The organism is Enterobacter sp. Y17 (assembly GCF_019730495.1).
Lineage (GTDB): Bacteria > Pseudomonadota > Gammaproteobacteria > Enterobacterales > Enterobacteriaceae > Enterobacter > Enterobacter asburiae_B.
Genome location: NZ_JAASKP010000001.1, coordinates 1383111 through 1406292 on the forward strand (window position 1 = coordinate 1383111; position 23182 = coordinate 1406292).

The following is a 23182-nucleotide window of genomic DNA, read 5'->3' on the forward strand; positions in this document are numbered from 1 at the left end:
TTATTTCCCCGTAAAGTTCGGCGCGCGCTTCGCCAGGAAGGCGCTGACGCCCTCGCGGTAGTCGTCGCTGCGCCCGGCCAGGCGCTGGTAGTCGCGCTCCAGATCGAGCTGGGCGTCCAGGGTGTTGGTTTCCGCGGCGTTGATCGCCTGCTTGATCAGCCCCAGCCCGAAGGTCGGTTGAGACGCAAAGTGCAGCGCCATCTGCTGCGCGGTAGCGGAGAGCTGTTCGTCATCCACCACCTGCCAGATCATTCCCCAGGCCAGCGCCTGTTCGGCGCTGAGCTTGTCGCCGAGCAGCGCCAGCCCCATAGCGCGGGCGCGTCCGGCCACGCGCGGCAGCAGCCAGGTGCCGCCGCAGTCCGGCACCAGGCCGAGCTTGCTGAAGGCCATCACGAAGTTGGCGGAACGCGCGGCGATCACCATATCGCACCCCAGCGCCAGCGTCGCACCCGCCCCCGCTGCTACGCCGTTAACCGCGCAAATCACCGGTTTCGGCAGCTTTGCCAGGCGGCGCACCAGCGGGTTATAGAAGGTTTCAACGGACATCCCCAGATCCGGCGCCGGGCCGCTGGGGTCGACGTTGCGGTCGTTCAGATCCTGACCGGCGCAAAAGCCGCGACCCGCCCCGGTGATCAGCAGGCAGCGAACGGTGTCATCACGCTCGGCCTGTTTCAGGCACTCGGCAAGCTGCTGGTGCATCACGTCGTTAAAGCTGTTCAGACGCTCCGGACGGTTCAGCGTAATGGTCATTACGCCCTGCTCAACATGACTGAGAATAAATTCCACAATTAGCGTCCTTTAAAGTCGGGGGTGCGTTTTTGTAAGAAGGCGTCGATGCCTTCCCGGCGGTCTTCGGTGGCAGAAAGCAGCGTAAACAGCTGGCGCTCCTGGGCCAGACCGGCCTGGAGCGGCACCTCCTGAGACTGGCGCAGCGCCTGTTTCGCCGCCTGCAGCGCCAGCGGAGAGTGGCGCGCCATCAGCGCCGCCTGCTTCAGGGCATACTCCAGCGTCAGCGCTGGCGGGAAAACGTCGCTCACCAGCCCGGCGCTCAGCGCCTGCTGCGCGGAAATACTCTCGCCGGTCAGCACCATTTTGCTGGCGAGCGATTTACCGACGCTGCGGATAAGACGCTGGGTGCCGCCCGCGCCGGGCATAATGCCCAGCGTAATTTCCGGCAGGCCGAAACGGGCGTTATCGCCAGCAACGATCGCGTCGCACAGCAGCGCCAGCTCGCAGCCTGCGCCCAGCGCGAAGCCGTTCACGGCGGCAATCAGCGGTTTAGGAAAAGCGTTGATGCGCGCCCACAGCTGCGGGCGGATATCGTTCAGCGTGGCGGGCAGATCTTTCTCGGCCATTTCGTTGAGATCGGCCCCGGCGGCAAAGCAGCGCTCGCTGCCGTAAATCACGCAGACGGCGATGTCGGCATCGACGGCGGCGGACTCAAGCTGCTCAGCAAGCTGCGTTAACAGCGCATTGTTGAGGGCGTTGCGCGCCGCCGGACGGTTTAGCGTCAGCTGCTGCACGCGGCCATGACGGGTAACAATCAGTTCGCTCATGCCATCCCCTTCGCGTCGAAGTCGACAATCACGTCGGCGGTTAACGGCAGCGACTGGCAGCTCAGCACGTATCCGGCGGCCAGCTCGTCCGGCTCCAGGCTGTAGTTGGTCGCCATGTCCACCTTTCCGCGCAGCACTTTGCATTTACAGGTGGCGCACACGCCGCCCTTGCAGGCATACGGGAGATCCGCCCCCTGACGCAGGGCGGCATCCAGGATGCTTTCGTCGTCCGCCGTTAGGGTAATTTCGCGGTCGCGCCCGTCCTGGCGCACGGTCACTTTCTGTCCTTCCGCCTGGACATGCACCGCGCGTTTAGCGGTGGTTCCCGGGGTGTTGAAGCGCTCAAGGTGAATGGATTTGTCCGGCATCCCCAGCGCCTTCAGCGTCGCTTCCGCGTCGTCCATCATCGCCGACGGGCCGCAGATAAACGCCTCGTCGTACTGGCGGAAGTTAATCAGGGTTTTCGCCAGCGCCTGCAGCTTTTCCCCGTCGATGCGGCCGTAAAGCAGATCGCTGTCCAGCCGCTCCTGGCTGAAGATGGAGACCAGCTGCAGCCGCTGCGTGTACTTGTCCTTCAGGTCCGCCAGCGCCTGGCGGAACATCATGCTCTGGCTGCTGCGGTTGCCGTAGATCAGGGTGAACTGGCTGTTGGGTTCGGTCGCCAGCGTAGCGGAGATAATCGCCAGCATCGGGGTGATCCCGGAGCCTGCCGCAATCGCCAGATAGTGGCCTTCACGTTCAGCCCGGGGCTGGTAGCCAAACTGTCCCTGAGGCACCATCACCTCCAGCGCCATGCCCGCTTTGATCTCATCCCGCGCATAGCGGGAAAAGCGCCCGCCGTCGATGGCTTTGACCGCCACGCTGATTTCGCCCGGGGCGGTACTCCGGCAGATGGAGTAGCAGCGGCGCAGCTCGTCCCCGCCAAGCTTCGTTTTTAACGTCAGGTGCTGGCCGGGGCGGAAGCGGTAGGCGTCCTGCAGCGCCTGCGGCACCGCGAACGTGATGGTCACCGCGTCGCGGGTTTCGGGTTCCACTTTTGCCACTGTTAATGAATGAAACGTTGTCATGGCAGCCTCAAATGCATTTGAAATAGTCGAAGGGCTCGCGGCAGGTGTTGCAGCGGTAGAGCGCTTTGCAGGCCGTCGAACCAAATTCACTAATAATGGAGGTGTCAGTGCTGGCGCAGCGCGGGCAGCTCACCTCCACAGGCGCGTGCGCGTGGCAGCTATGCCCCACGGGCGGGCTGATGCCGTACGCCCGCAGGCGCTCGCGCGCGTCGGCGGTCATCCAGTCGGTGGTCCAGGCGGGCTCAAGCTGGAGCACAATATGCACCGGGGTAAAGCCGTTCGCGGTCATCGCGTCGCGGATCGCCCCCAGCAGGTGCTCCGTTGCCGGGCAGCCCGAGTAGGTTGGCGTGAAGCCAATGACCCAGCCTTCCCCCTGCGCCTTCACGCTGCGCACCATGCCTAAATCGGTGATGGTTAATACCGGCACTTCCGGATCGGGGATCTGGCTTAACAGCGACCAGATCTGCGGGATTTGCGCGGGCGCGATGTCGACGAGGCGTTGCATAGCGTTCTCCTTTACCACTGCTGACCGGGATACGCGCGCTGGAGATACTGCATTTCCGCCAGCATCGGGCCCAGATGTTCGGTATGCAGCCCCCTCTTGCCCCCGGTGCGGTACGCCACCTCTGCGGGAACCTGCAGGCAGGCCTCATTGAGACCGGCAAAGACTTCGCTTTCCCACGGCTGGCGCAGGACGCGCGGGTCAACCGCCACGCCGGCGTCAATCAGGGCCAGCTCGACGTCATCGGCTTCAAACAGCTCCGCCGTAAAACGCCACAGGTTGTCGAAAGCCTGCTGCATTTTTTGCGCGGACGTTTCGGTCCCGTCGCCCAGACGCACCAGCCAGCCGCGGCTGAAGCGCAGGTGGTAGCGCGCCTCTTTAATCGCTTTGGCGGCGATGGCCGCAAGCTGGCCGTCGCTGCTTTGGGTCAGCCGTTCGTACAGCGCCACGTTCCAGGCATCCATCAGGTACTGGCGGGCAATGGTGTCGGCGAAGCTGCCGTTCGGCTGCTCCACCAGCAGGACGTTGCGGAACTGGCGCTCGTCGCGGCCAAACGCCAGCGTGTCTTCATCGCCCTGGCCTTCCCGCTCCGCGGCATAGGTCAGGAAATTGCGCGCCTGGCCCAGCAGGTCGAGACCGATATTGGCGAGCGCGAGGTCGATTTCCAGCTCCGGCGCGTGGCCGCACCAGGCGCCGAGACGCTGGGAAAGCACCAGACCGTTGTCGCCCAGACGCAGGGCATAGGCAGTCACTGAATTCATTCTTTGCCTCACATATGCTCGATGCCGTCGGGGATGGTGTAGAACGTCGGGTGGCGGTAGACCTTGCTTTCCGCCGGGTCGAAGAACTCACCGCTCTCTTCCGGCTGGGAGGCGACAATCTCGCTCGCCTTAACCACCCAGACAGAACACCCTTCGCTGCGGCGGGTGTAGGCGTCGCGCGCATTTTCCAGCGCCATGCGATCGTCGGCGGCATGCAGACTGCCCACGTGACGGTGGGATAACCCTTGTTTGCTGCGTACGAACACTTCGTACAGCGGCCAGTAGACGTTGCTCATTGTGATTCCTCTTAAGCCACTTTGCGGGCGTGTTGTTTTTCCGCGTGCGCCAGTGCGGCTTCGCGCACCCACGCCCCCTCTTCCCAGGCTTTACGTTTCGCGGCCAGGCGCTCGTGGTTGCAGATGCCGCGCCCGCTAATGACCTCGTCAAACTCCTGCCAGTCGATCTCGCCGAAGCGATAATGACCGCTCTCTTCATCAAATCGCAGGTCGGGATCCGGCACCGTCATGCCCAGCATCTCCACCTGCGGCACCGTGTTGTCGACAAAGCGCTGGCGAAGTTCGTCATTGCCGAAGCGTTTGATTTTCCACGCCAGGCTGCGGGCGCTGTTCGGCGAGTTGTCGTCGTTCGGCCCGAACATCATTAGCGCTGGCCACCAGAAGCGGTTGATGGCGTCCTGCAGCATCTGGCGCTGGGCCTCGCTGCCCTGCGCCAGCGCCATGCAGGCCTCAAAGCCCTGGCGCTGGTGGAAGCTCTCTTCTTTACAGATTTTCACCATCGCGCGGGCATACGGACCGTAAGAGGTCCGGCACAGCGCCACCTGGTTGACGATAGCGGCGCCGTCCACCAGCCAGCCGATCACGCCGATATCGGCCCAGCTCAGGGTCGGATAGTTGAAGATGGAGGAGTATTTCATCCTGCCGTCGAGCATTTTCTGGTAGATGTCTTCCCGCGCGCAGCCCAGCGTTTCCGCCGCGCTGTAGAGATAGAGTCCGTGCCCGGCTTCGTCCTGAACTTTCGCCAGCAGGATCGCTTTTCGGCGCAGCGTCGGCGCGCGGGCGATCCAGTTCCCTTCCGGCAGCATGCCGACAATTTCGGAGTGCGCATGCTGACCAATCTGGCGGATCAACGTCTTACGGTAGGCGTCAGGCATCCAGTCCTGAGGCTCAATCGCCGTCTCCTGCGCTATGCGCTGCTCAAACCGTTGTTCTTGCGTCACGTCATCACCTTTATGATTCGTTAGTTTGCAAATTAAGGCGTAATGTTGAATCACTTTGTTTTTTAAAAGTTACACACAGGTTAAATATAACCCCAAGAATTGTTTCCTGATTTTGTGATGCTGCTCGCAAGGCTTTTGCATCAGGCTTTTCAGAAAGCGTCTTCAAGCGATGGGATTCATCCAGCCAGATCACAACGTTAACAATTCATTAAAAACTCAGCTTGATTTTTATGATTCACGATCAAACTATTAATGAGTAAATCACGTAACATTTGGAGATAAGCGATGCAGCAGTTAGCCAGCTTCTTATCCGGTACCTGGCAGTCTGGCCGGGGCCGCGAGCGCACTATTCATCACGCCATCAGTGGCGAAGCCCTGTGGAGCGTGACCAGCGAAGGGCTGGACATGGCGGCCGCCCGTCGCTATGCGATTGAGCGCGGCGGGGAAGCGCTTCACGAGATGACCTTTATCGAACGTGCTGCCATGCTGAAGGCGGTGGCAAAGCACCTGCTGAGCGAGAAAGAGACGTTTTATGCCCTGTCGGCCCAGACCGGGGCGACGAAGGCAGACAGCTGGGTGGATATTGAAGGCGGCATCGGCACCCTCTTCACTTACGCCAGCCTGGGCAGCCGCGAGCTGCCAGATGACACCCTGTGGCCGGAAGATGAGTTAATCCCGCTGTCGAAAGAAGGCGGCTTTGCGGCGCGCCACGTCCTCACCTCCAAATCCGGCGTGGCGGTACACATCAACGCCTTTAACTTCCCCTGCTGGGGGATGCTGGAAAAGCTGGCGCCGACCTGGCTTGCCGGGATGCCCGCCATCATTAAACCCGCTACCGCAACCGCGCAGGTGACGCAGGCGATGGTGAAATCCATCGTCGACAGCGGGCTTGTGCCGGACGGCGCCATCAGCCTGATCTGCGGCGGCGCGGGGGATCTTCTCGACCAGCTCGACAGCCAGGACGTGGTGACCTTTACCGGCTCCGCCAGCACCGGGCAAAGCCTGCGCGTGCACCCGAATATCGTGGCGAATTCGATTCCGTTCACGATGGAGGCCGACTCCCTGAACTGCTGCGTGCTGGGGGAAGACGTTACGCCGGACCAGCCGGAGTTTGCCCTGTTCATCCGGGAAGTGGTCCGCGAGATGACCGCCAAAGCCGGGCAAAAATGTACGGCCATTCGCCGGATTATCCTCCCGCAAAACCAGATTGACGCGGTGAGCCAGGCGCTGGTTGCCCGCCTGGAAAAAGTGGTGGTGGGCGACCCGGCGCAGGAAGGGGTGAAGATGGGGGCGCTGGTCAACGCCGAACAGCGCGCGGACGTGCAGGAGAAAGTGGAGCAACTGATCGCCGCAGGCTGCCAGATCCGTCTGGGCGGCAAAGCGGATTTGCAGGCCGCGGGGGCGTTCTTCCCGCCGACCCTGCTGTTCTGCCCGCAGCCGGATGAAACCCCGGCGGTGCACTCCACCGAAGCCTTCGGCCCGGTTGCGACGCTGCTGCCGTATCGCAACGCGCGCCACGCTATGCAGCTTGCCCGCGCGGGCGGCGGCAGCCTGGCCGGTACGCTGGTCACCGCCGATTCGGCAATTGCCCGCCAGTTTATTGCCGGCGCGGCGCGCGCCCACGGGCGTATTCAGATCCTAAACGAGGAATCATCAAAAGAGTCTACCGGCCACGGCTCCCCGTTGCCTCAGCTGGTGCACGGCGGCCCGGGTCGCGCGGGCGGCGGCGAAGAGCTGGGCGGCCTGCGCGCGGTGAAGCACTACCTGCAGCGCACCGCGATTCAGGGCAGCCCGACGATGCTGGCCGCCATTGGCAAACAGTGGGTGCGTGGCGCAGCGGTGCAGGAAGACCGCGTGCATCCGTTCCGCAAATACTTTGAGGAGCTACAGCCGGGCGACAGCCTGCTGACGCCGCGCCGCACCCTCACGGAAGCGGACATCGTGAACTTTGCCTGCCTGAGCGGCGACCACTTCTACGCCCATATGGATAAGATCGGTGCGGCGGAGTCGATCTTCGGCGAGCGCGTGGTGCACGGCTACTTCCTGATCTCCGCCGCGGCGGGACTGTTTGTTGATGCGGGCGTCGGGCCGGTTATTGCCAACTACGGCATGGAAAACCTGCGTTTTATCGAGCCGGTTAAGCCGGGCGATACCATTCAGGTGCGCCTGACCTGCAAGCGTAAAACGCTGAAGAAACAGCGTACCGCCGAGGAAAAACCGACCGGCGTGGTGGAGTGGGCGGTTGAGATTTTCAACCAGCACCAGCAGGCCGTGGCGCTCTACTCCATTCTGACGCTGGTGGCGCGCCAGCAGGGCGATTTCAGCTAACGTCCCTTTCCCTTTACCACAATGGCTGGTGGCTCCCGGTAATTTGACGCTACTTACAGATTCACTGGGGGTCTCCAGCAAGGCCCTCAACATAAAGTGAACGGAATGACCACTACAGCCGTATGTTCCCCCTCACCCCAGCCCTCTCCCTCAAGGGAGAGGGAGCCATCTGTGCTGACATCATTTGTGGGGTTACCTCAGCCTCAATGGGGAGAGGAAATGGCCCGGCATGTGATTTATCCCCGCTCTTTTTTTAACCTGGCAAGGCTGACAAATAATCTGGCAGATGCAGGCAAACGCTTTTCTCAGGCGCCTGTCAGGATAAGGCTGTCACAACACAATATCCCCTAAATAATTCGAGTTGCAGGAAGGCGGCAAGGGAACGAATCCCCGGGAGCGTACATAAGTACGTGACTGGGGTGAGTGAGTGCAGCCAACGCACCTGCAACTTGAAGTATGACGGGTATAAACACAACAAGATGAGGTCTACGATGGGAAGCAATTCTTCTTTTTCTGCCCGTAGAACGGCGCTGGCCATGGCCGTTGCGCTGTGTTGCGCGTGGCAATCCCCTGTTTTCGCCCACGGCAGTGAGGCGCATATGGTCCCGATGGACAAAACGCTGCAGGACTTTGGCGCGGACGTTCAGTGGGATGATTACGCACAGATGTTCACCATTGCGAAAGACGGTGCCTTTGTGAAGGTCAAGCCGGGCGCTAAAACCGCCATCGTCAACGGTAAAACCCTCAGGCTTGAGGTGCCGGTGGTGATGAAAGGCAAGAAAGCCTTTATTTCCGATACCTTCATCAACGACGTTTTCCAGTCCGGCCTTGACCAGACCTTCCAGGTTGAAAAACGCCCTCACCCGTTAAACGCGCTAACGGCGGACGAAATTAAGCAGGCCGTTGAGATTGTGAAAGCCTCTGCGGATTTTAAGCCGAATACCCGCTTTACCCAGATCGCCCTGGCAGAGCCTGAGAAAGCCAAAGTGTGGGACTTTGTGCTTAACGGTACGGCAGTGGATGCCCCGCGTCAGGCGAAGATCGTCATGCTTGATGGCAAGCACGTTATCGAAAGCGTAGTGGACCTGAAGGATAAAAAAATTCTGCGCTGGGAACCGGTAAAAGACGCGCACGGCATGGTGCTGCTGGATGATTTCACCGCGGTTCAGCAGATCATCAACGAAAGTACCGAGTTCGCCGAGGTGCTTAAAAAACACGGCATCACCGACCCGAAAAAAGTGATTACCACGCCGCTGACCGTCGGCTATTTCGACGGTAAAGACGGCCTGAAGCAGGAAGATCGCCTGCTGAAGGTGGTGAGCTATCTGGACGTGGGCGACGGCAACTACTGGGCGCACCCGATTGAAAACCTGGTCGCGGTTGTCGATCTTGAGCAGAAAAAGATCCAGAAGATTGAAGAAGGCGCCGTTGTTCCGGTTCCCATGACCCCGCGTCCCTATGATGGCCGCGACCGCATGGAGACGCCGAAAAAACCGCTCAACATCACTGAGCCGGAAGGCAAGAACTACACCATCACCGGGGATATGGTGCACTGGCAGAACTGGGATTTCCACCTGAGCCTGGACTCCCGCGTCGGCCCGATGATTTCAACCGTCACCTATAACGACAACGGCAAAAAGCGCCAGGTGATGTATCAGGGGTCACTCGGCGGCATGATCGTCCCTTATGGCGATCCGGACGTGGGCTGGTACTTTAAAGCCTACCTCGACTCCGGCGACTACGGTATGGGCACCCTGACCTCACCGCTGGTGCGCGGTAAAGACGTGCCGTCCAACGCCGTGATGCTCAATGAAACTATCCCGGATTACACCGGCGCGCCGATGGAGATCCCGCGCGCGATCGCCATTTTCGAACGCTACGCGGGGCCGGAATACAAACATCAGGAGATGGGCCAGCCGAACGTCAGCACCGAGCGCCGCGAGCTGGTGGTGCGCTGGGTGAGTACCGTGGGCAACTACGATTACATCTTCGACTGGGTGTTCCATGAAAATGGCACCATCGGCATTGATGCCGGCGCAACGGGTATCGAAGCGGTGAAAGGCGTTCAGGCGAAAACCATGCACGACGCCACCGCCAAAGACGACACCAAATACGGCACGCTGATCGACCATAACATTGTGGGCACCACGCACCAGCACATCTACAACTTCCGTCTCGATATGGACGTGGACGGCATCAACAACAAGCTGGTGGCGATGGATCCAGAAGTGAAGCCGAATACCGCCGGGGGCCCGCGCACCAGCACCATGCAGATCAATCAGTATGATATTGATACCGAGCAGCAGGCGGCGCAGAAATTCGACCCGGGCACCATTCGGCTGCTGAGCAACACCAGTAAAGAGAACCGCATGGGCAACCCGGTCTCGTACCAGATTATCCCTTACGCGGGCGGTACGCACCCGGTGGCGACCGGCGCGAAATTTGCCCCGGACGAGTGGATTTATCATCGCCTGAGCTTTATGGACAAACAGCTGTGGGTTACCCGTTACCATCCGGATGAACTCTACCCTGAAGGGAAATTCCCGAACCGCTCCATTCACGACACGGGCCTGGGACAGTACAGCAAGGATAACGAGTCGCTCAACGATCGGGATGACGTGGTCTGGATGACCACCGGCACCACCCACGTCGCCCGCGCGGAAGAGTGGCCGATCATGCCGACGGAATGGGTACATACCCTGCTTAAGCCGTGGAACTTCTTCGACGAGACGCCAACGCTAGGGAAAAAGAAAGAGGAACAGAAATAAATAACGCACCGGGCGCAATGCCCGGTTTTTCATCTATTTACTTGCTGAATAGCTCTCCCCGATTATAGTTATTTCTACCTCGTTTATTCCTATTGCATTTCTTGAACCACTTTCAGCCAGGACACGAAGTTTCCACGAACGACGTAATACATCACTGAGAGGTTTAGGATGAAATTCAATTTGATCGTCAGGAGTCTTGCTCTGGCTGGATTTGTTATTTCCGTCAGTTCCGCGTATGCCGCAGACGCCCCGAAGGATGCCACGACTGCAACGCAACAAGCCAATAACGCCCTGTTTAATCAGCTTCCTTTCTCCGACAACACCGATTTTACGAACGCCCATAAAGGCTTTATTGCACCGATTCCTCAGGAAATTATCAAAGGGGAACAAGGGAATGTCATCTGGGATCCACAGCAATATTCATTTATTAAAGAAGGCGATAAAGCACCGGACTCCGTTAATCCCAGCTTATGGCGTCAATCTCAGCTGATTAATATTAGCGGCCTGTTTGAAGTGACCGATGGCGTATATCAGATCCGAAATCTTGACCTGTCAAATATGACCATCATTGAAGGGAAAGAAGGTATTACCGTGGTTGACCAGCTGGTGTCGGCAGAAACGGCGAAGGTCGGGATGGATCTCTATTTTAAAAATCGCGGCAAGAAGCCTGTCGTCGCCATTATTTATACCCACAGCCACGTTGACCACTATGGCGGCGTGCGCGGCGTGGTGGATGAAGCCGACGTGAAGTCCGGCAAAGTGAAGGTCTACGCGCCAGCCGGGTTTATGGAAGCGGCCGTTGCCGAGAATATCATGGCGGGCAACGTGATGAGCCGCCGCGCCAGCTATATGTACGGCAACCTGCTGAAGCCCGATGCCAAAGGCCAGGTGGGCGCGGGCCTGGGTACGACCACCTCCGCCGGAACGGTGACGCTGATTGCCCCGACCAATATCATTGAGAAAGACGGGCAAAAAGAGGTTATCGACGGCCTGACCTATGATTTTATGCTCGCACCGGGATCCGAAGCGCCATCGGAAATGCTCTGGTATATCGAAGAGAAAAAACTGATTGAATCCGCTGAGGACGTGACCCATACCCTGCACAACACCTACTCGCTGCGCGGGGCCAAAATCCGCGAGCCGCTGCCGTGGTCGAAGTACATCAACCAGGCGATTGTGCGCTGGGGTGACAAAGCTGAAATCATCATGGCACAGCACCACTGGCCGACCTGGGGCAATGAAAACGTGGTCAAACTGCTGAAAAGCCAGCGCGATCTCTATCGTTACATCAACGACCAGACGCTGCGTATGGCGAACGAAGGGCTGACGCGCGACGAAATCGCCGCGAACTTCAAGCTCCCGGATTCACTGGCGCATATCTGGGCCAACCGCGGCTATTACGGTTCGGTGAGCCATGACGTAAAAGCCACCTATGTGCTGTATCTGGGCTGGTTTGACGGTAACCCGGCGACGCTGGATGAACTGCCGCCTGAAGAAGGCGCGAAGAAATTCGTGGAGTATATGGGCGGCGCGGATGCCATCCTGAGCAAGGCGAAAACCGACTTCGACCAGGGGAACTACCGCTGGGTGGCGCAGGTAGTGAGCAAAGTGGTCTTTGCCGATCCGAACAACCAGGCGGCGCGCAACCTGGAAGCGGATGCGCTGGAACAGCTTGGCTATCAGGCTGAATCCGGCCCGTGGCGTAACTTCTACCTGACCGGCGCGCAGGAATTGCGTAACGGCGTGGTGAAAGGGCCAACGCCGAATACCGCCAGCCCGGATACGGTGCGCGCGATGACGCCGGAGATGTTCTTTGACTATCTGGCTGTCCATATCAACGGACAAAAAGCGGGTGACGCCAAATCGGTGTTTAACATCGATCTGGGCAGCGATGGCGGGAAGTACAAACTCGAGCTGGAAAACGGCGTGCTGAACCACACGGCGAACGCGGAAGCAAAAGAGGCGGACGCGACGCTGACGCTTAACCGTGACACCCTGAATAAAATCATCCTCAAGGAGGTGACGCTGAAACAGGCTCAGGACAGCGGAAATATTAAAATTACTGGCGACAGCGCGAAACTTGATGCCATGCTTAGCTATATGGACAAGTTTGATTTCTGGTTTAACATTGTGACACCGTAACGGTGCACGCAAAAGGGCGGTTCGTCCGCCCTTTCCTGCTTCACGTGTTAGCCAGAAAGGGTAAAAAGCGTCAATGGAAAAAAGAAAAAAACCGACACTTGAACGGGCAACCTGGCCAACGCGCCATGCTATGGTTATGCACGGGCTGGCGATGAACCTGCCGTGGCTGGCCTTCGTGAATATCAGCTTCGCGGTGATGATTCTGCTGCGACACGTTTTGCTTAATACCAGCGATCCCCTTTATCCCCATTCGCCGCAGCTGACGAGAATAGTTGATGCCTCCATGCTCGGCATTATCATCCTCTCCGCTGCGCTGATCCTGATGGCCTGGCGGCGCATCGCCGGCATCAGCGTGGTGTTGTTTATCTGCAGCGCCATCTGGTCGGTCTCCTGCTTCTGGTTTATCACCCAGCTGCTGCTCCCGCACGTCTGGCCGCTGTGCGTCATTTTATTACTCGCCGGCTTAACGGCGCTCTATTTTTATCCTGAAGGGCTACTCGCCTTTGTGCTCCCGCTCTGGATCACCCTGCCGGTAGCAAGCTGGATACGGAACGATGGCCTCAACCTTCACTTCATTGTTATCTGGAGCGTCTTTACGCTGATCCTGATTTGCGGACGTTTCATCCTGCTGAGCTGGTTTGACGAGGCCTGGCGACGTAACCAGCAAAATCAGCTATTGATCTCCAGGCTGGATGCGCTGGCGCATCAGGATCCATTAACCAAAACCGCCAATCGCCGGAAAATGGAAGTGGTGCTGGAGAGCGCGGTTGAGCAGAAAAAAACCTTCTCGGTGATTATGCTGGATATCGACTATTTCAAACGCTACAACGACACCTACGGGCACCAGGCGGGTGACGACTGCCTGACCCGCGTGGCGCGGGTGCTAAAGCAGTCGGTGCGCACGCCTGACGATGTGGTGTCACGCTACGGCGGCGAGGAGTTCGTGGTGATCCTGTTTAACTGTCCGGAAAACATCGCGGAAAAGGTGGCCTTACGCATTCAGGACGGCCTGCGTACAGAAGCTATACCGCACAGTGCGTCAACCGTTAGCGATCGTGTCACCGTGAGCATGGGGATTGCGAGCATGGCGGAGGGGTTAGCAGGCACCGAGATCATCGCCCGCGCCGATGCGGCGCTGTATCGGGCGAAAGAGGCCGGGCGGGATCGGTGGTCGCTGTAAACATGTCGGGTGGCGGCTACGCCTTACCCGACCTACAAAATTCGCCCGGTGCAGCCTGATGCCCTCACCCTGACCCTCTCCCACGGGAGAGGGAGCAAACACAAAAAAGGCAACCTCCAGGTTGCCTTTTGCTTTTACTAGTAGCGCACGCACACCGATTTGGTTTCACACCAGCCGTCCAGCCAGTCCGGACCAAAGTCACGCCCGGTGCCGGACTGCTTCATGCCGCCGAACGGCAGGTTGGCGTCAATCAGCGTATGGCTGTTCACCCAGACGGTGCCCGCCTGCAGCCGGTCGGTGTACTCCAGCGCCTTGCTGATATTCTGCGTCCAGACGCTGGCCGTCAGGCCATACTCGCTGTCGTTTGCCAGCTGGAGCGCCTCTTCTCCGTCGGCGACGCGTACGAGGTTGACCACCGGGCCAAACACCTCTTCACGCGTCAGGCGCAGTGAGGCATCCGGGTTCACCACCAGCGTAGGCGAAACGTAATAGCCTTTGCCTTCCGGCCCCCGGTTACCGACGATCAGCTCCGCGTTGCGCGACTTCGCTTCGTCAAGGAAGGTCTGCACCTTGTCGCAGTGCGCGCGCGACACCAGCGGGTTGATAAACGCCTCCGGCGACATGCCCGGCCCGACGCTCAGGGATTTCACCGCCTGCTCAAACCCGCTGACCAGCGTGTCAAACAGCGGCGCTTCAATATAGATGCGCGAGCTCGCCGCGCACACCTGCCCCTGGTTCAGGAAGCTGCCGGTCATCAGGCCTTCGATCACCCACGCCGGGTCTGCGTCTTTTAGTACGATGGCCGGGTTTTTCCCGCCCAGCTCCAGAGTCACCCCGGTTAGCGTGTCCGCTGCCGCGCGGGCGATTTGCTTGCCCGTCGCCGTTGAGCCGGTAAAGCTCACTTTTGCAATATGCGGATGCGAGGTCAGCGCTGCGCCACACACCGCGCCGCTCCCGGTCACCACGTTGAACACTCCGTCCGGAATGCCCGCTTCGCTTGCCAGTTCCGCCACGCGCAGCATGGTTAGCGGCGTGGTCTCTGACGGCTTGATGACAATAGAGCAGCCCGCGGCCAGCGCAGGCATCACTTTCCACATCCCGATCATCAGCGGGAAGTTCCAGGGCACAATCCCGGCCACCACGCCAACCGGCTCCTTACGCGTCCACGCCTGATAGCGGGCGCCCTGCGGCAGCGGGATGGAAAGGTCGAGGGTCTTACCCGAAATTTTGGTGGTCAGCCCGGCGGTATAGCGCATCCAGTTCAGGGTGCAGCCGACTTCAAACATGCGCGAAATGTTGATGGATTTGCCCTGCTCCAGCGTTTCAAGCTGGGCCAGCTCCTCGCTGTGCTGTTCGACCAGATCGGCGAAATGAAGCAGGATCCGCTCGCGCTCCGCCGGCAGTTTTCCGGCCCAGCTGCGGGCGACAAACGCGCGCCAGCCGGACATGACGGCACGATCAACGTCGTCGACGCTGGCATCGGCAGTCGAGGCAATGACCTCGCCCGTGGCCGGGTTGAAGACGTTCAGCCGTTTTTCACTGTCCGACGCGGCCTGACGCCCTTCAATCCACAGGCCATGCTGTCGGTCTAAAAATTGTTGTACGGCAGGCTGAATGGCCACCTGTGATTCAGACATAGGATACTCCTTCGTTATTCTTCGCAGGGTGTCCATCCAGTCTAAGTGGGGTTTTGCGTTCTCGCTTTTGTCTCTGTGACATTCGCTTTGCCACCTGTGACAGGCTCCGCAAATCGCGATAATTGCCGCTTATATCGCTGTTACCGGTGAGTGTTCTTTCCTATAGTCAGCCTCATAGCTCTGACAAAATGCAACACAAATGCAACAATGCGAAAACGTTGACGGTGCAGTGAGAGAAACGATGGCGTGTGCAAGCGAGCAGGAACAGTATCAGCAGTGGCTGGCGCAAATTAACCAGGTTTGCGGGCGTTTTAACGCGCAGCCCACCGGGGGGAAATTCTTCGGCGAACTGGAGACCAGCTATGCGCGCAGCCTGAAGCTCAGCACCGTGACCGCAGGCGGCGTCAACCTGTTCCGCTCCCGTCAGGAGATCGCTCAGAGTAATGATGCCTGGTTCTATACCGTGTTCCAGCTCGAAGGCAGCGCGGAAATTGAGCAGGATGACCGTCGCGCGCTGCTCAGAACCGGTGATATCACGCTGATTGACGCGTCACGTCCCTGCTCGATCAACTGGCGGGAAAAATCCCGCCAGATTTCGCTGCTGGTTCCCCGTCAGATTATTGAGCAGCAGTGTCGTTTCCAGGAGATAAGCTGCGCGACCGCCCTTTCCCGCACCTTGCCGACTGTACAGCTGAGCCATCGCCTGCTGATGGAGAGCATGAGCAATGCCGACCTGAGTGACCGTGAAAGCGAAGCGGCGCTCGAAGCGATGATCTGCCTGCTGCGCCCCGCGTTCCAGCAGCGTGAAATCATTCAGCCGCGCAAGGAGCGCCAGTTCCAGCATGTGGTGGCGCTGATTGACGACCATATTCAGTCTGAATCGCTGCGCCCGGAATGGATTGCCGCCGAGAGCGGCATGTCCGTGCGCAGCCTTTACCGCATGTTTGCCGAGAAGGGGCTGGTAGTGGCGCAGTACATCAAAAACCGTCGTCTGGATCTCTGCGCGCAGGCACTGCAATCTACCGGTGATGATGAAAAGCTGGCGGGCATTGGCTACAGCTGGGGCTTTACCGACCATAGCCATTTTTCAACGGCGTTTAAGCAGCGTTTTGGCGTCTCGCCGGGTGAATACCGCAGGCGCTACCGCTAACTACTTTTTGAGCCATTTTCCGTTAATGCCCTTCACGTATTCGCCCGGCTGCGCGCGGGCAACCAGTTTCTGACCTGCCATTTTAGCCACTTCATCAACCGGCAAATTATTGCTGTCACCCAGCTTCTGGTAGTTTTCCGCGCGTGCCGCATTGATACGATTGACCAGCGCCAGCGTTTCCGCGTCCTGTTGAATTGGGGCAAGATAGCCGCTGAGGGTTTCCCCCACGCGCCCCTGCGCCCGGGCATCGTTTAAGGTCAGCGCAGCCGCCTGCACGTTCATCCCCAGCGCCAGTAAAATGAGAGCTAATCGTTTCATGGCATCCTCAGAACAGATCGCTGCGCGATTTCAGCAGGGTTTCAACGTCTTTATCGACCTTAATATGGATCTCATGTTCGATTTTGACATTCATATTGATGGTAATCGGCTCCTTTGGGGCAGCGACTTCAATGCGCGGCGTACAGCCGGTCAGTAGCGCGGCAACGGCAACGGTGAGCACACCAGCCATCTTTTTCATTGTTGTTCCTCACTTTCCTTGCCAGTCAAACTGCGGGGAGCAGGTATCGCCGCATGTTGCTCAAACCAGGTTTGCAGGTTGTCCCCAAAGCGCAGGCTGCGCCAGAGGGTAAAGACATTCTCATCATGGGTATAGTTCAGGTTGACGGAGCTGCTTTTGCCATCCACCCGGCTGGTCCCCTTGATGGTCGCCTGCATGGTTAATTCACCCAGATTATCTAAATTGATTCTCGTCCACGAACGCGAAATTTCCATATAGCGGAGCCAGTTAATCGCGGCGCCCGCCACCATATTATCTTTCACGATGGCGTCTGCCGTATCTTTGTCGATGCGCAGCGTCATTGGCCCCGGGTTGGTCAGCCAGCCATCTTTAATGATCCATTTTTCATTGTCCAGCCAGAACGGCAGCGCCCCGCTCACCGGCCCTGACATGGCAAACTGTTTCGGATTAACGGCGCTAATCAGCTCGCTCGAAGAGATATTGTCCACGCGCAGCAGGGCCGGATCGTGCTGCGGCATCCGCAGCTGCTGCATGGTGATTTTCCCGCCGAGGGTTTCCACCTTCACGTTGGTGAGGAGCAGCGGATTGTCCTCCGTCCAGGGATAATCCCCCTGTAGATCGGCGGTAATGTTGCGCGCGGTCACCAGGTTTTCCACTTCGCCTATGCGCAACGTGACCGGACCGCGCGTGCCGAGAGACCAGGTACCCTCGCTGAAGCGGAACGGCAGCACAAAATCGACGCCGTTAATCTGGTTATCCGGCATCCAGGCGCTGCCGGATTTCAGCACGCCGTGCCCACCGGCCTCAAAGCCCTGATCGGCCGCCGCCGAGAAGGCGACCTGCGCGTAAAGCTCCCCGTCGCGCAGCGTCATTTTCCAGTCCGGCGGGATCAGCGGCTGGAAGACGGTGAGCGACTGTTTTGGCCACCAGGCCTGCCCGCGAAGGCGCACGCCATCCCAGCGTCCGTTCACCTGTACCGGGCCGATTTTGTCCGCATGGAGGTCGCCCTTGAACTGAAAAATGGTCGGGTCGGTGCCGTCGACGCTGAAGGTCAGGACCGAGGGCGGCAACGCGCTGCCGCCGGAGAAACGGGTTTGCCCGGCGTTGAGCGACAGCGCGCCGCTGAAGGCCGGTTTTTCGGGGTCACGCAGCCAGCGCACCGGCTGATCCAGCACCAGACGCGGCTTGCTGACCTCCATCGTGCCGTACTGGAGCTTGTCAAAACCGGTGGAGAGCGCCGTCAGCTCAATAAGATTGTCGCGCCACTCGCCTTTCCCGGCGACATCCCAGCGGGCATGCATCGGCGTGAAACCGCCTTTCCCCCAGTAGCGCCACTGCCACAGGCCGTTATCAGGTAAAAAGTCGTTGGCCTGACCGTCCAGATGGAGTTCAAAATCGCCCATCTCGTTTTCATGAGCGCGCAGAATCGCCTGTAAACGACCGTCCACGCCCTTCTGCGTCAGCTTCACGCCCGCCAGCGGCCAGCGGATTTCATCGATATCGAGTGAGTCAATGATGCGCCCGCGCGAGCGGAGCAGCGCGCCCGGCTCAAAGGCCAGCTGCGGTTCATACAGGCTGCCGGTCAGCGTGGCGGGCAATTTTGCGTAAAGAATGAGATCGTTTTGCTTCGCTTCACCGCTCAGATGCAGGGGCATGTCGCTGTTTTCCATGCTGAGTCTGCCGGGCCCAATGTTCAGTACCGCGTTGCCTTTCCCCGCGTCACCCTGGGTAAGCACATTCAGCCGTCCGGTCAGGGTGGTGTTATCCAGCCCCTGCTGCCAGTTGTCGGCGCGAAGGGATACCCGCCCGCTCAGCGGCATACCCGAGAGATCCCAGTTCCAGCGCCCGTCGCTGATGTTCAGCTGCTGCGCGGTGATCTGCCACGGCAGGTCGAGCAGCGGATCGGGATTATCCCGCGCCATCACCACCAGCTGACCCTGATTGTCTTCCCAGTCCAGATCGGCATCGACCAGAGACGTCAACTGTGGCACGTTAAAGGTCGCGACCGCGTGGCCCTTCACCGGCACGCCATCCGGTACCAGCGGCAAGGTAAACTCGCCCACCAGCTTAATCGGCTGCGGCTGGTCCGGGAGCTGGACATCGAACTGGCTGACCGAGAGCGTCTGACCGCGAAGCGTGCCTTTAATGCTGACCTGCTCGCCTTTATAGGCGATCTCCTGAATGGACGGCGTCAGCGACGCATGCAGCTCGCCCTGCCACTGCTGCCAGGGCGACAGCGTCAGACGGTGAACCGTGATCCAGGTATTGGGTAATACCGCCTGCCACTGTGCCAGCGTTTTGGGGGCGACCGTTGAGGGCGCAGACTGGGGAATTTTGCTCAGACAGACGGAGTTAAGATCCAGCGCACCGATATCCAGCTTCCAGCGGCTCGGATGTGACAGCGTCACGTTATCGATGCGGGCAATTTCGCAGTCTTCAACCAGATAGCGAAGATCGGGGATCACCAGCGCGTGGCGGGTAAGTTTCGGACTCTCTTCGAAAGCGATGCGCGTCCCGACGGGCAGCCAAATCCCGGCGAGCGTCGGTACCCACTGGGCGAGCGTCATCAGCAGCGTCAGCGGCAACAATATGAACAGCAGTAAAAGCGCAAGAGCGGCTTTGTATTTACCCTTCATGGGCAGTTAATATCCTGATTTAGCGAAAGATTTAAGCCGGCAGTGCCGAGTATTGTCGCATGTTTAGCCAGTCAGTTGAAGGGAATGCCATTTTTAAGGATAGATGCTCTAGAATAATTGATAGAACTTATTGAATTCAATAATATTTTAGAAATTGTAAGATAATTTTAATCATGCTAACGTGAATGCAAAATCACTGGAGAAAGTCTTATGAAACTCGCGGTATATAGCACAAAGCAGTACGACAAAAAGTATCTGCAACATGTTAACGAGGCTTACGGGTTTGAGCTTGAATTTTTCGACTTTCTGCTGTCCGAAAAAACCGCCAAAACGGCGCACGGCTGTGAAGGCGTCTGCATTTTTGTTAACGACGACGGCAGTCGTCCGGTGCTGGAGGAGTTGAAAAAACAGGGCGTGAAGTATATCGCCCTGCGCTGCGCGGGCTTTAATAACGTGGACCTCGACGCGGCGAAAGAGCTGGGTCTGAGGGTGGTGCGCGTCCCGGCGTACTCCCCGGAAGCGGTCGCGGAACATGCAATTGGCATGATGATGTCGCTCAACCGTCGTATTCACCGCGCTTATCAGCGTACCCGTGATGCCAACTTCTCTCTGGAAGGGCTGACCGGCTTTACCATGTACGGCAAAACCGCGGGCGTGATCGGCACCGGTAAAATCGGCGTCGCCGCCCTGCGCATTCTGAAAGGCTTCGGCATGCGTCTGCTGGCGTTCGATCCATACCCGAGCGCCGCTGCGCTGGAGCTGGGCGTGGAATACGTCGACCTGCCGACCCTGTTCTCCCAGTCTGACGTGATCTCCCTGCACTGCCCGCTGACGCCGGAGAACTACCACCTGCTTAACCAGGCGGCGTTTGACCAGATGAAAGATGGCGTGATGATCATCAACACCAGCCGCGGCGGGCTGGTTGACTCTCAGGCCGCTATCGAAGCGCTGAAAACCCAGAAAATTGGCGCGCTGGGAATGGACGTGTACGAGAACGAACGCGATCTGTTCTTTGAAGACAAGTCGAATGATGTGATCCAGGACGACGTGTTCCGCCGCCTGTCAGCCTGTCATAACGTGCTGTTTACCGGACACCAGGCGTTTCTGACTGCCGAAGCGCTGATCAGCATTTCGGAAACCACGCTGGGTAATCTGCAGCAGCTGGAAAAGGGCGAAGCGTGCCCTAACGAACTGGCGTAAGCGTGACGCCGGGTGGCGGCTATGCCCCACCCGGCGTACTGTCAGTTTCCCAGGTCCGGTGCGCAAAGCACCACCAGAGCAGGACGGCCACCAGCGCAATCGCGCTCAGAACACTGAATGCCGTGGCAAATGAGTAATGACCGGCAATCGTGCCGGTTAGCGCCGGGCTCACGGATGCCCCAACCCCCTGCATCAGCATCACCACACTCTGCCCGGCATTGACGTGCCCGCTCCCGCGCAGCAGCACCACGATAAACGACGGAACCACAACCCCCAGGATCCCTGCGGCGAGCCCGTCGAGAATTTGTACCGGGATCATCATGAGCGGCGCGTCCGTCGACGCCGCCAGCGCGGCGCGCACCGGCATCACCAGCAGCGCCAGCATAATTAAGCGCCAGTAGCCGTAGCGGTCTATTCGGTGGGCGACCCAGATGGCGACGGGGATCATCACGGCCTGAGAGATGATAACGGTGCCCGCCGCGTACAAACCGGGATTGATCGAGGCGGGCGCGGCGGCCACCCTCATGCTCAGCATCGGCAGCAGCGCGGCGTTCGCCAGGTGAAACAGCAGCAGCGTCAGTCCGGTCACTAACAGCGCCCGGTTTTTAATCAGCACGGCAAAGCCGGGAACCGGCAGGCTCGCTGAAGAAGAGAGCCCCCTCGCCGCGTCGTTATCGATATCCCCGTTGCGAATGGCAAGCAGCGCACAGAGCGTTAACAGCGTGGTACAGGTCATCAGCAGGAAAATCCCGCCGACGCCCCAGTACCACGCAATGCCCCCTGCAATCAGTGCGGTAACAAAGTTGCCGCCGTGATTGAACGCCTCATTTTTGCCCATCTGCGCGCTGAACCCGCTCTGGCCGGTCAGCCCCAGGGTAATCCCGGCGATCAGCGGCCCGACAAACGCCGCATAGATACCGGAGACAATTTGCGAAACGGCGACAACAGCGCTCTGCTGGCTAAACCAGAGCAGGAGCGTGCTAAGAGTGATGAGCAGGCACACCAGCGCCAGCACGGTCCGCTTGCTGCGTGAGGTGTCGGTGATGAATCCCGCCGGCAGCGTGGCCAGTAATCCCGCCAGCCCACCGGCCGTCATCAGGATGCCGATATCATCGGGAGCCCAGTGGCGTTCGGTCAGAAAAATACCGAGAAAAGGACCGAGGCCATCGCGGACATCCGCGATGAAAAAACTTGTCAGGCATAATGCCCGCAGCGAACGAAGAGACATACTTCCTGCCTTTGTCTGTTATCGCCTGTAAAAAAGGAAATGTAGTATAGCGGGTATTTTTTAAAATCAGATGACGTCTTAAAAAATATGCCTTGCGAACTTAAACAATTCATAACGGAGGCTGTTTTTTCGCTTTACTCATTATCGACCCTGACTATACTGGCAATAAATTTTCACAGGAGTCCTTCGTTGGAAAGTTATTTTATTGTTGATACGAAGGTAAGCTAGCGCGATTTCCTCGCTGCTTACCTGAAACGGTGGGCAGCAATCCTCTTTAAGCGATTGTATCCCGAAATAGTAAAACCACTCAATTTGTGGGGCATCGCATGTTCATGTTTACACATTCACTCTTTCCGCCACCGTCGTCCTGACACGTTTACCATTTAAACGGCGTTATGATGTGCTTAGCAAAGCACTGACGCTTATTATTTAATAACGTTAACAGGCGACAGGCTGATGTTCCCTTATATCTCTCATCTGCTCGCAGCGATGCTGCTGGGCGCAATTATTGGCGCGGAAAGACAGTGGCGCCAGCGTATGGCCGGACTTCGTACTAATGCACTGGTTGCCACGGGTGCGGCAGTGTTCATTTTAAGTTCGGTATCGACTTCTCCTGATAGCCCGGGGCGTATCGCAGCGCAGATCGTCTCCGGTATCGGCTTTCTTGGCGCAGGCGTCATTATGCGTGAAGGAATGAATATTCGTGGTTTGAACACCGCCGCAACGCTGTGGTGCTCGGCCGGAATTGGCGTACTGTGCGGATTAGGCCAGTTCTGGAATGCCGCCATGGCCAGCCTAATTATTCTCTGCGCTAACATATTGCTTCGCGAAGCCGCGCAGCGAATTAATCAACTGCCTGTGCTCCATGAAGGCGAAAAATGCTATGTACTTAAAATCACCTGCAATGACGAGCATGAAGATGCGGTGCGGCAGAGCGTCGTAAATATGGCGAAAGAGTTGACGTTAAGTCTGAAAGCGATTTATTCCGCTACGGCGCAAGCAGAAGGTAAAACTGAAATTCGGGCGGAAGTGATGACCCGGGAGGAATACCGAAAATTACTCGATCTGATTATGGGAAATATGGGCGGGAATAAAATTATCGCGTCCGTCAGCTGTCACGCAATATGAACAAGGTACCGGGCATTGCGCCCGGTTGAGGCTTTGGCGTTTTGCAGAAAACGGACCGTGACGCGGAGAGATTCATCCCCGAATGCCCTGTTCGTTGTCACGCCACGTTGACGAGATCAGGGCTGGTTCGACTGTACGCCTATCA

20 protein-coding genes are annotated in these 23182 nt (G+C 58.5%); 7 read left to right on the forward strand and 13 right to left on the reverse strand.

What is annotated here, in order from left to right:
• Genes paaG through HCH49_RS06420 form a run of 8 tightly spaced genes read right to left on the reverse strand, consistent with a single transcriptional unit; the run spans position 1 to position 5316 of the window.
• On the reverse strand, positions 1 to 789 hold the full coding sequence (gene paaG / locus HCH49_RS06385) for a 2-(1,2-epoxy-1,2-dihydrophenyl)acetyl-CoA isomerase PaaG (protein WP_087822504.1): 789 nt from the start codon (positions 787 to 789) through the stop codon (positions 1 to 3).
• Positions 789 to 1556 carry a 2,3-dehydroadipyl-CoA hydratase PaaF gene (gene paaF, locus HCH49_RS06390; protein ID WP_064672428.1) on the reverse strand — a complete coding sequence of 256 codons (768 nt, stop codon included), beginning with the start codon at positions 1554 to 1556 and terminating at the stop codon, positions 789 to 791. Before paaF ends, paaG begins: the two co-directional genes overlap by 1 nt.
• The gene (paaE, locus tag HCH49_RS06395; protein WP_069302761.1) at positions 1553 to 2623 is read right to left on the reverse strand and encodes a 1,2-phenylacetyl-CoA epoxidase subunit PaaE; all 1071 of its coding nucleotides are present in this window, start codon (positions 2621 to 2623) and stop codon (positions 1553 to 1555) included. The genes paaF and paaE overlap by 4 nt, the downstream gene beginning before the upstream one ends.
• 7 nt (positions 2624 to 2630) lie before the next feature.
• Positions 2631 to 3128: a 1,2-phenylacetyl-CoA epoxidase subunit PaaD gene (paaD, locus tag HCH49_RS06400; RefSeq protein WP_221702413.1), complete on the reverse strand. Its 498-nt coding sequence runs from the start codon at positions 3126 to 3128 to the stop codon at positions 2631 to 2633.
• An 11-nt stretch (positions 3129 to 3139) separates the two neighbouring features.
• Positions 3140 to 3886, reverse strand: coding sequence for a 1,2-phenylacetyl-CoA epoxidase subunit PaaC (paaC, locus tag HCH49_RS06405; protein WP_221702414.1), 747 nt, complete (start codon positions 3884 to 3886; stop codon positions 3140 to 3142).
• A gap of 8 nt (positions 3887 to 3894) precedes the next feature.
• A complete protein-coding gene (paaB, locus tag HCH49_RS06410; RefSeq protein WP_033145422.1) occupies positions 3895 to 4182 on the reverse strand; it encodes a 1,2-phenylacetyl-CoA epoxidase subunit PaaB in 288 nt (95 codons plus the stop codon).
• 11 nt (positions 4183 to 4193) lie between these two features.
• Positions 4194 to 5123 (reverse strand): 1,2-phenylacetyl-CoA epoxidase subunit PaaA, encoded by a 930-nt coding sequence (gene paaA / locus HCH49_RS06415; RefSeq protein ID WP_047061739.1) that lies wholly within the window; start codon positions 5121 to 5123, stop codon positions 4194 to 4196.
• Positions 5124 to 5133: 10 nt separating this feature from the next.
• Positions 5134 to 5316: a hypothetical protein gene (locus HCH49_RS06420; RefSeq protein ID WP_221702907.1), complete on the reverse strand. Its 183-nt coding sequence runs from the start codon at positions 5314 to 5316 to the stop codon at positions 5134 to 5136.
• A gap of 92 nt (positions 5317 to 5408) precedes the next feature.
• Here HCH49_RS06420 and paaZ point away from each other — a divergent pair, with 92 nt between their 5' ends.
• The 4 genes from paaZ to HCH49_RS06440 all read left to right on the forward strand — a co-directional run bounded on the left by paaZ (position 5409) and on the right by HCH49_RS06440 (position 13541).
• A complete protein-coding gene (paaZ, locus tag HCH49_RS06425; protein WP_221702415.1) occupies positions 5409 to 7451 on the forward strand; it encodes a phenylacetic acid degradation bifunctional protein PaaZ in 2043 nt (680 codons plus the stop codon).
• Positions 7452 to 7942: 491 nt separating this feature from the next.
• Positions 7943 to 10219: a primary-amine oxidase gene (gene tynA, locus HCH49_RS06430; protein WP_221702416.1), complete on the forward strand. Its 2277-nt coding sequence runs from the start codon at positions 7943 to 7945 to the stop codon at positions 10217 to 10219.
• Between the two features lie 168 nt (positions 10220 to 10387).
• Positions 10388 to 12361, forward strand: coding sequence for an alkyl/aryl-sulfatase (locus tag HCH49_RS06435; RefSeq protein WP_221702417.1), 1974 nt, complete (start codon positions 10388 to 10390; stop codon positions 12359 to 12361).
• A gap of 73 nt (positions 12362 to 12434) precedes the next feature.
• The gene (locus HCH49_RS06440) at positions 12435 to 13541 is read left to right on the forward strand and encodes a GGDEF domain-containing protein (protein WP_033145417.1); all 1107 of its coding nucleotides are present in this window, start codon (positions 12435 to 12437) and stop codon (positions 13539 to 13541) included.
• Between the two features lie 137 nt (positions 13542 to 13678).
• Here the strand turns inward: HCH49_RS06440 and HCH49_RS06445 are convergent, their stop codons facing one another.
• The gene (locus tag HCH49_RS06445; protein ID WP_033145416.1) at positions 13679 to 15178 is read right to left on the reverse strand and encodes an aldehyde dehydrogenase family protein; all 1500 of its coding nucleotides are present in this window, start codon (positions 15176 to 15178) and stop codon (positions 13679 to 13681) included.
• Between the two features lie 241 nt (positions 15179 to 15419).
• On the opposite strand from HCH49_RS06445, the gene feaR reads away from it, so the two are divergent.
• Positions 15420 to 16328: a transcriptional regulator FeaR gene (gene feaR / locus HCH49_RS06450; RefSeq protein WP_033145415.1), complete on the forward strand. Its 909-nt coding sequence runs from the start codon at positions 15420 to 15422 to the stop codon at positions 16326 to 16328.
• Here the strand turns inward: feaR and HCH49_RS06455 are convergent, their stop codons facing one another.
• From HCH49_RS06455 to HCH49_RS06465, 3 genes are read right to left on the reverse strand one after another with little or no spacing between them, the layout of a single operon-like run.
• Positions 16329 to 16646, reverse strand: coding sequence for a YdbL family protein (locus HCH49_RS06455; protein WP_221702418.1), 318 nt, complete (start codon positions 16644 to 16646; stop codon positions 16329 to 16331). It abuts the gene before it with no gap.
• 7 nt (positions 16647 to 16653) lie between these two features.
• Positions 16654 to 16845 carry a YnbE family lipoprotein gene (locus HCH49_RS06460; RefSeq protein ID WP_014169918.1) on the reverse strand — a complete coding sequence of 64 codons (192 nt, stop codon included), beginning with the start codon at positions 16843 to 16845 and terminating at the stop codon, positions 16654 to 16656.
• Positions 16842 to 19481 carry a YdbH family protein gene (locus HCH49_RS06465; RefSeq protein WP_221702419.1) on the reverse strand — a complete coding sequence of 880 codons (2640 nt, stop codon included), beginning with the start codon at positions 19479 to 19481 and terminating at the stop codon, positions 16842 to 16844. Before HCH49_RS06465 ends, HCH49_RS06460 begins: the two co-directional genes overlap by 4 nt.
• Positions 19482 to 19691: 210 nt before the next feature.
• Between HCH49_RS06465 and HCH49_RS06470 the strand changes: the two genes are divergently transcribed.
• Positions 19692 to 20681 carry a 2-hydroxyacid dehydrogenase gene (locus HCH49_RS06470; RefSeq protein WP_058840686.1) on the forward strand — a complete coding sequence of 330 codons (990 nt, stop codon included), beginning with the start codon at positions 19692 to 19694 and terminating at the stop codon, positions 20679 to 20681.
• Between the two features lie 19 nt (positions 20682 to 20700).
• On the opposite strand, the gene HCH49_RS06475 is transcribed toward HCH49_RS06470, so the two are convergent.
• On the reverse strand, positions 20701 to 21909 hold the full coding sequence (locus tag HCH49_RS06475) for an MFS transporter (RefSeq protein WP_221702420.1): 1209 nt from the start codon (positions 21907 to 21909) through the stop codon (positions 20701 to 20703).
• Between the two features lie 456 nt (positions 21910 to 22365).
• On the opposite strand from HCH49_RS06475, the gene HCH49_RS06480 reads away from it, so the two are divergent.
• Positions 22366 to 23037 carry an MgtC family protein gene (locus HCH49_RS06480; RefSeq protein WP_033145409.1) on the forward strand — a complete coding sequence of 224 codons (672 nt, stop codon included), beginning with the start codon at positions 22366 to 22368 and terminating at the stop codon, positions 23035 to 23037.
• The last annotated feature ends 145 nt before the right edge of the window (positions 23038 to 23182 follow it).

What these genes read in the sequence shown, in the direction of transcription:
- HCH49_RS06470 (WP_058840686.1), top strand. Translation starts at nt 19,692, where the DNA reads ATGAAACTCGCGGTATATAGCACAAAGCAGTACGACAAAAAGTATCTG.
- tynA (WP_221702416.1), top strand. Translation starts at nt 7,943, where the DNA reads ATGGGAAGCAATTCTTCTTTTTCTGCCCGTAGAACGGCGCTGGCCATG.
- paaE (WP_069302761.1), bottom strand. Translation starts at nt 2,623, where the DNA reads ATGACAACGTTTCATTCATTAACAGTGGCAAAAGTGGAACCCGAAACC.
- paaD (WP_221702413.1), bottom strand. Translation starts at nt 3,128, where the DNA reads ATGCAACGCCTCGTCGACATCGCGCCCGCGCAAATCCCGCAGATCTGG.
- paaF (WP_064672428.1), bottom strand. Translation starts at nt 1,556, where the DNA reads ATGAGCGAACTGATTGTTACCCGTCATGGCCGCGTGCAGCAGCTGACG.
- HCH49_RS06475 (WP_221702420.1), bottom strand. Translation starts at nt 21,909, where the DNA reads ATGTCTCTTCGTTCGCTGCGGGCATTATGCCTGACAAGTTTTTTCATC.
- HCH49_RS06445 (WP_033145416.1), bottom strand. Translation starts at nt 15,178, where the DNA reads ATGTCTGAATCACAGGTGGCCATTCAGCCTGCCGTACAACAATTTTTA.
- paaB (WP_033145422.1), bottom strand. Translation starts at nt 4,182, where the DNA reads ATGAGCAACGTCTACTGGCCGCTGTACGAAGTGTTCGTACGCAGCAAA.
- HCH49_RS06465 (WP_221702419.1), bottom strand. Translation starts at nt 19,481, where the DNA reads ATGAAGGGTAAATACAAAGCCGCTCTTGCGCTTTTACTGCTGTTCATA.
- HCH49_RS06460 (WP_014169918.1), bottom strand. Translation starts at nt 16,845, where the DNA reads ATGAAAAAGATGGCTGGTGTGCTCACCGTTGCCGTTGCCGCGCTACTG.
- HCH49_RS06455 (WP_221702418.1), bottom strand. Translation starts at nt 16,646, where the DNA reads ATGAAACGATTAGCTCTCATTTTACTGGCGCTGGGGATGAACGTGCAG.
- paaZ (WP_221702415.1), top strand. Translation starts at nt 5,409, where the DNA reads ATGCAGCAGTTAGCCAGCTTCTTATCCGGTACCTGGCAGTCTGGCCGG.
- feaR (WP_033145415.1), top strand. Translation starts at nt 15,420, where the DNA reads ATGGCGTGTGCAAGCGAGCAGGAACAGTATCAGCAGTGGCTGGCGCAA.
- HCH49_RS06435 (WP_221702417.1), top strand. Translation starts at nt 10,388, where the DNA reads ATGAAATTCAATTTGATCGTCAGGAGTCTTGCTCTGGCTGGATTTGTT.
- paaC (WP_221702414.1), bottom strand. Translation starts at nt 3,886, where the DNA reads ATGAATTCAGTGACTGCCTATGCCCTGCGTCTGGGCGACAACGGTCTG.
- HCH49_RS06440 (WP_033145417.1), top strand. Translation starts at nt 12,435, where the DNA reads ATGGAAAAAAGAAAAAAACCGACACTTGAACGGGCAACCTGGCCAACG.
- HCH49_RS06480 (WP_033145409.1), top strand. Translation starts at nt 22,366, where the DNA reads ATGTTCCCTTATATCTCTCATCTGCTCGCAGCGATGCTGCTGGGCGCA.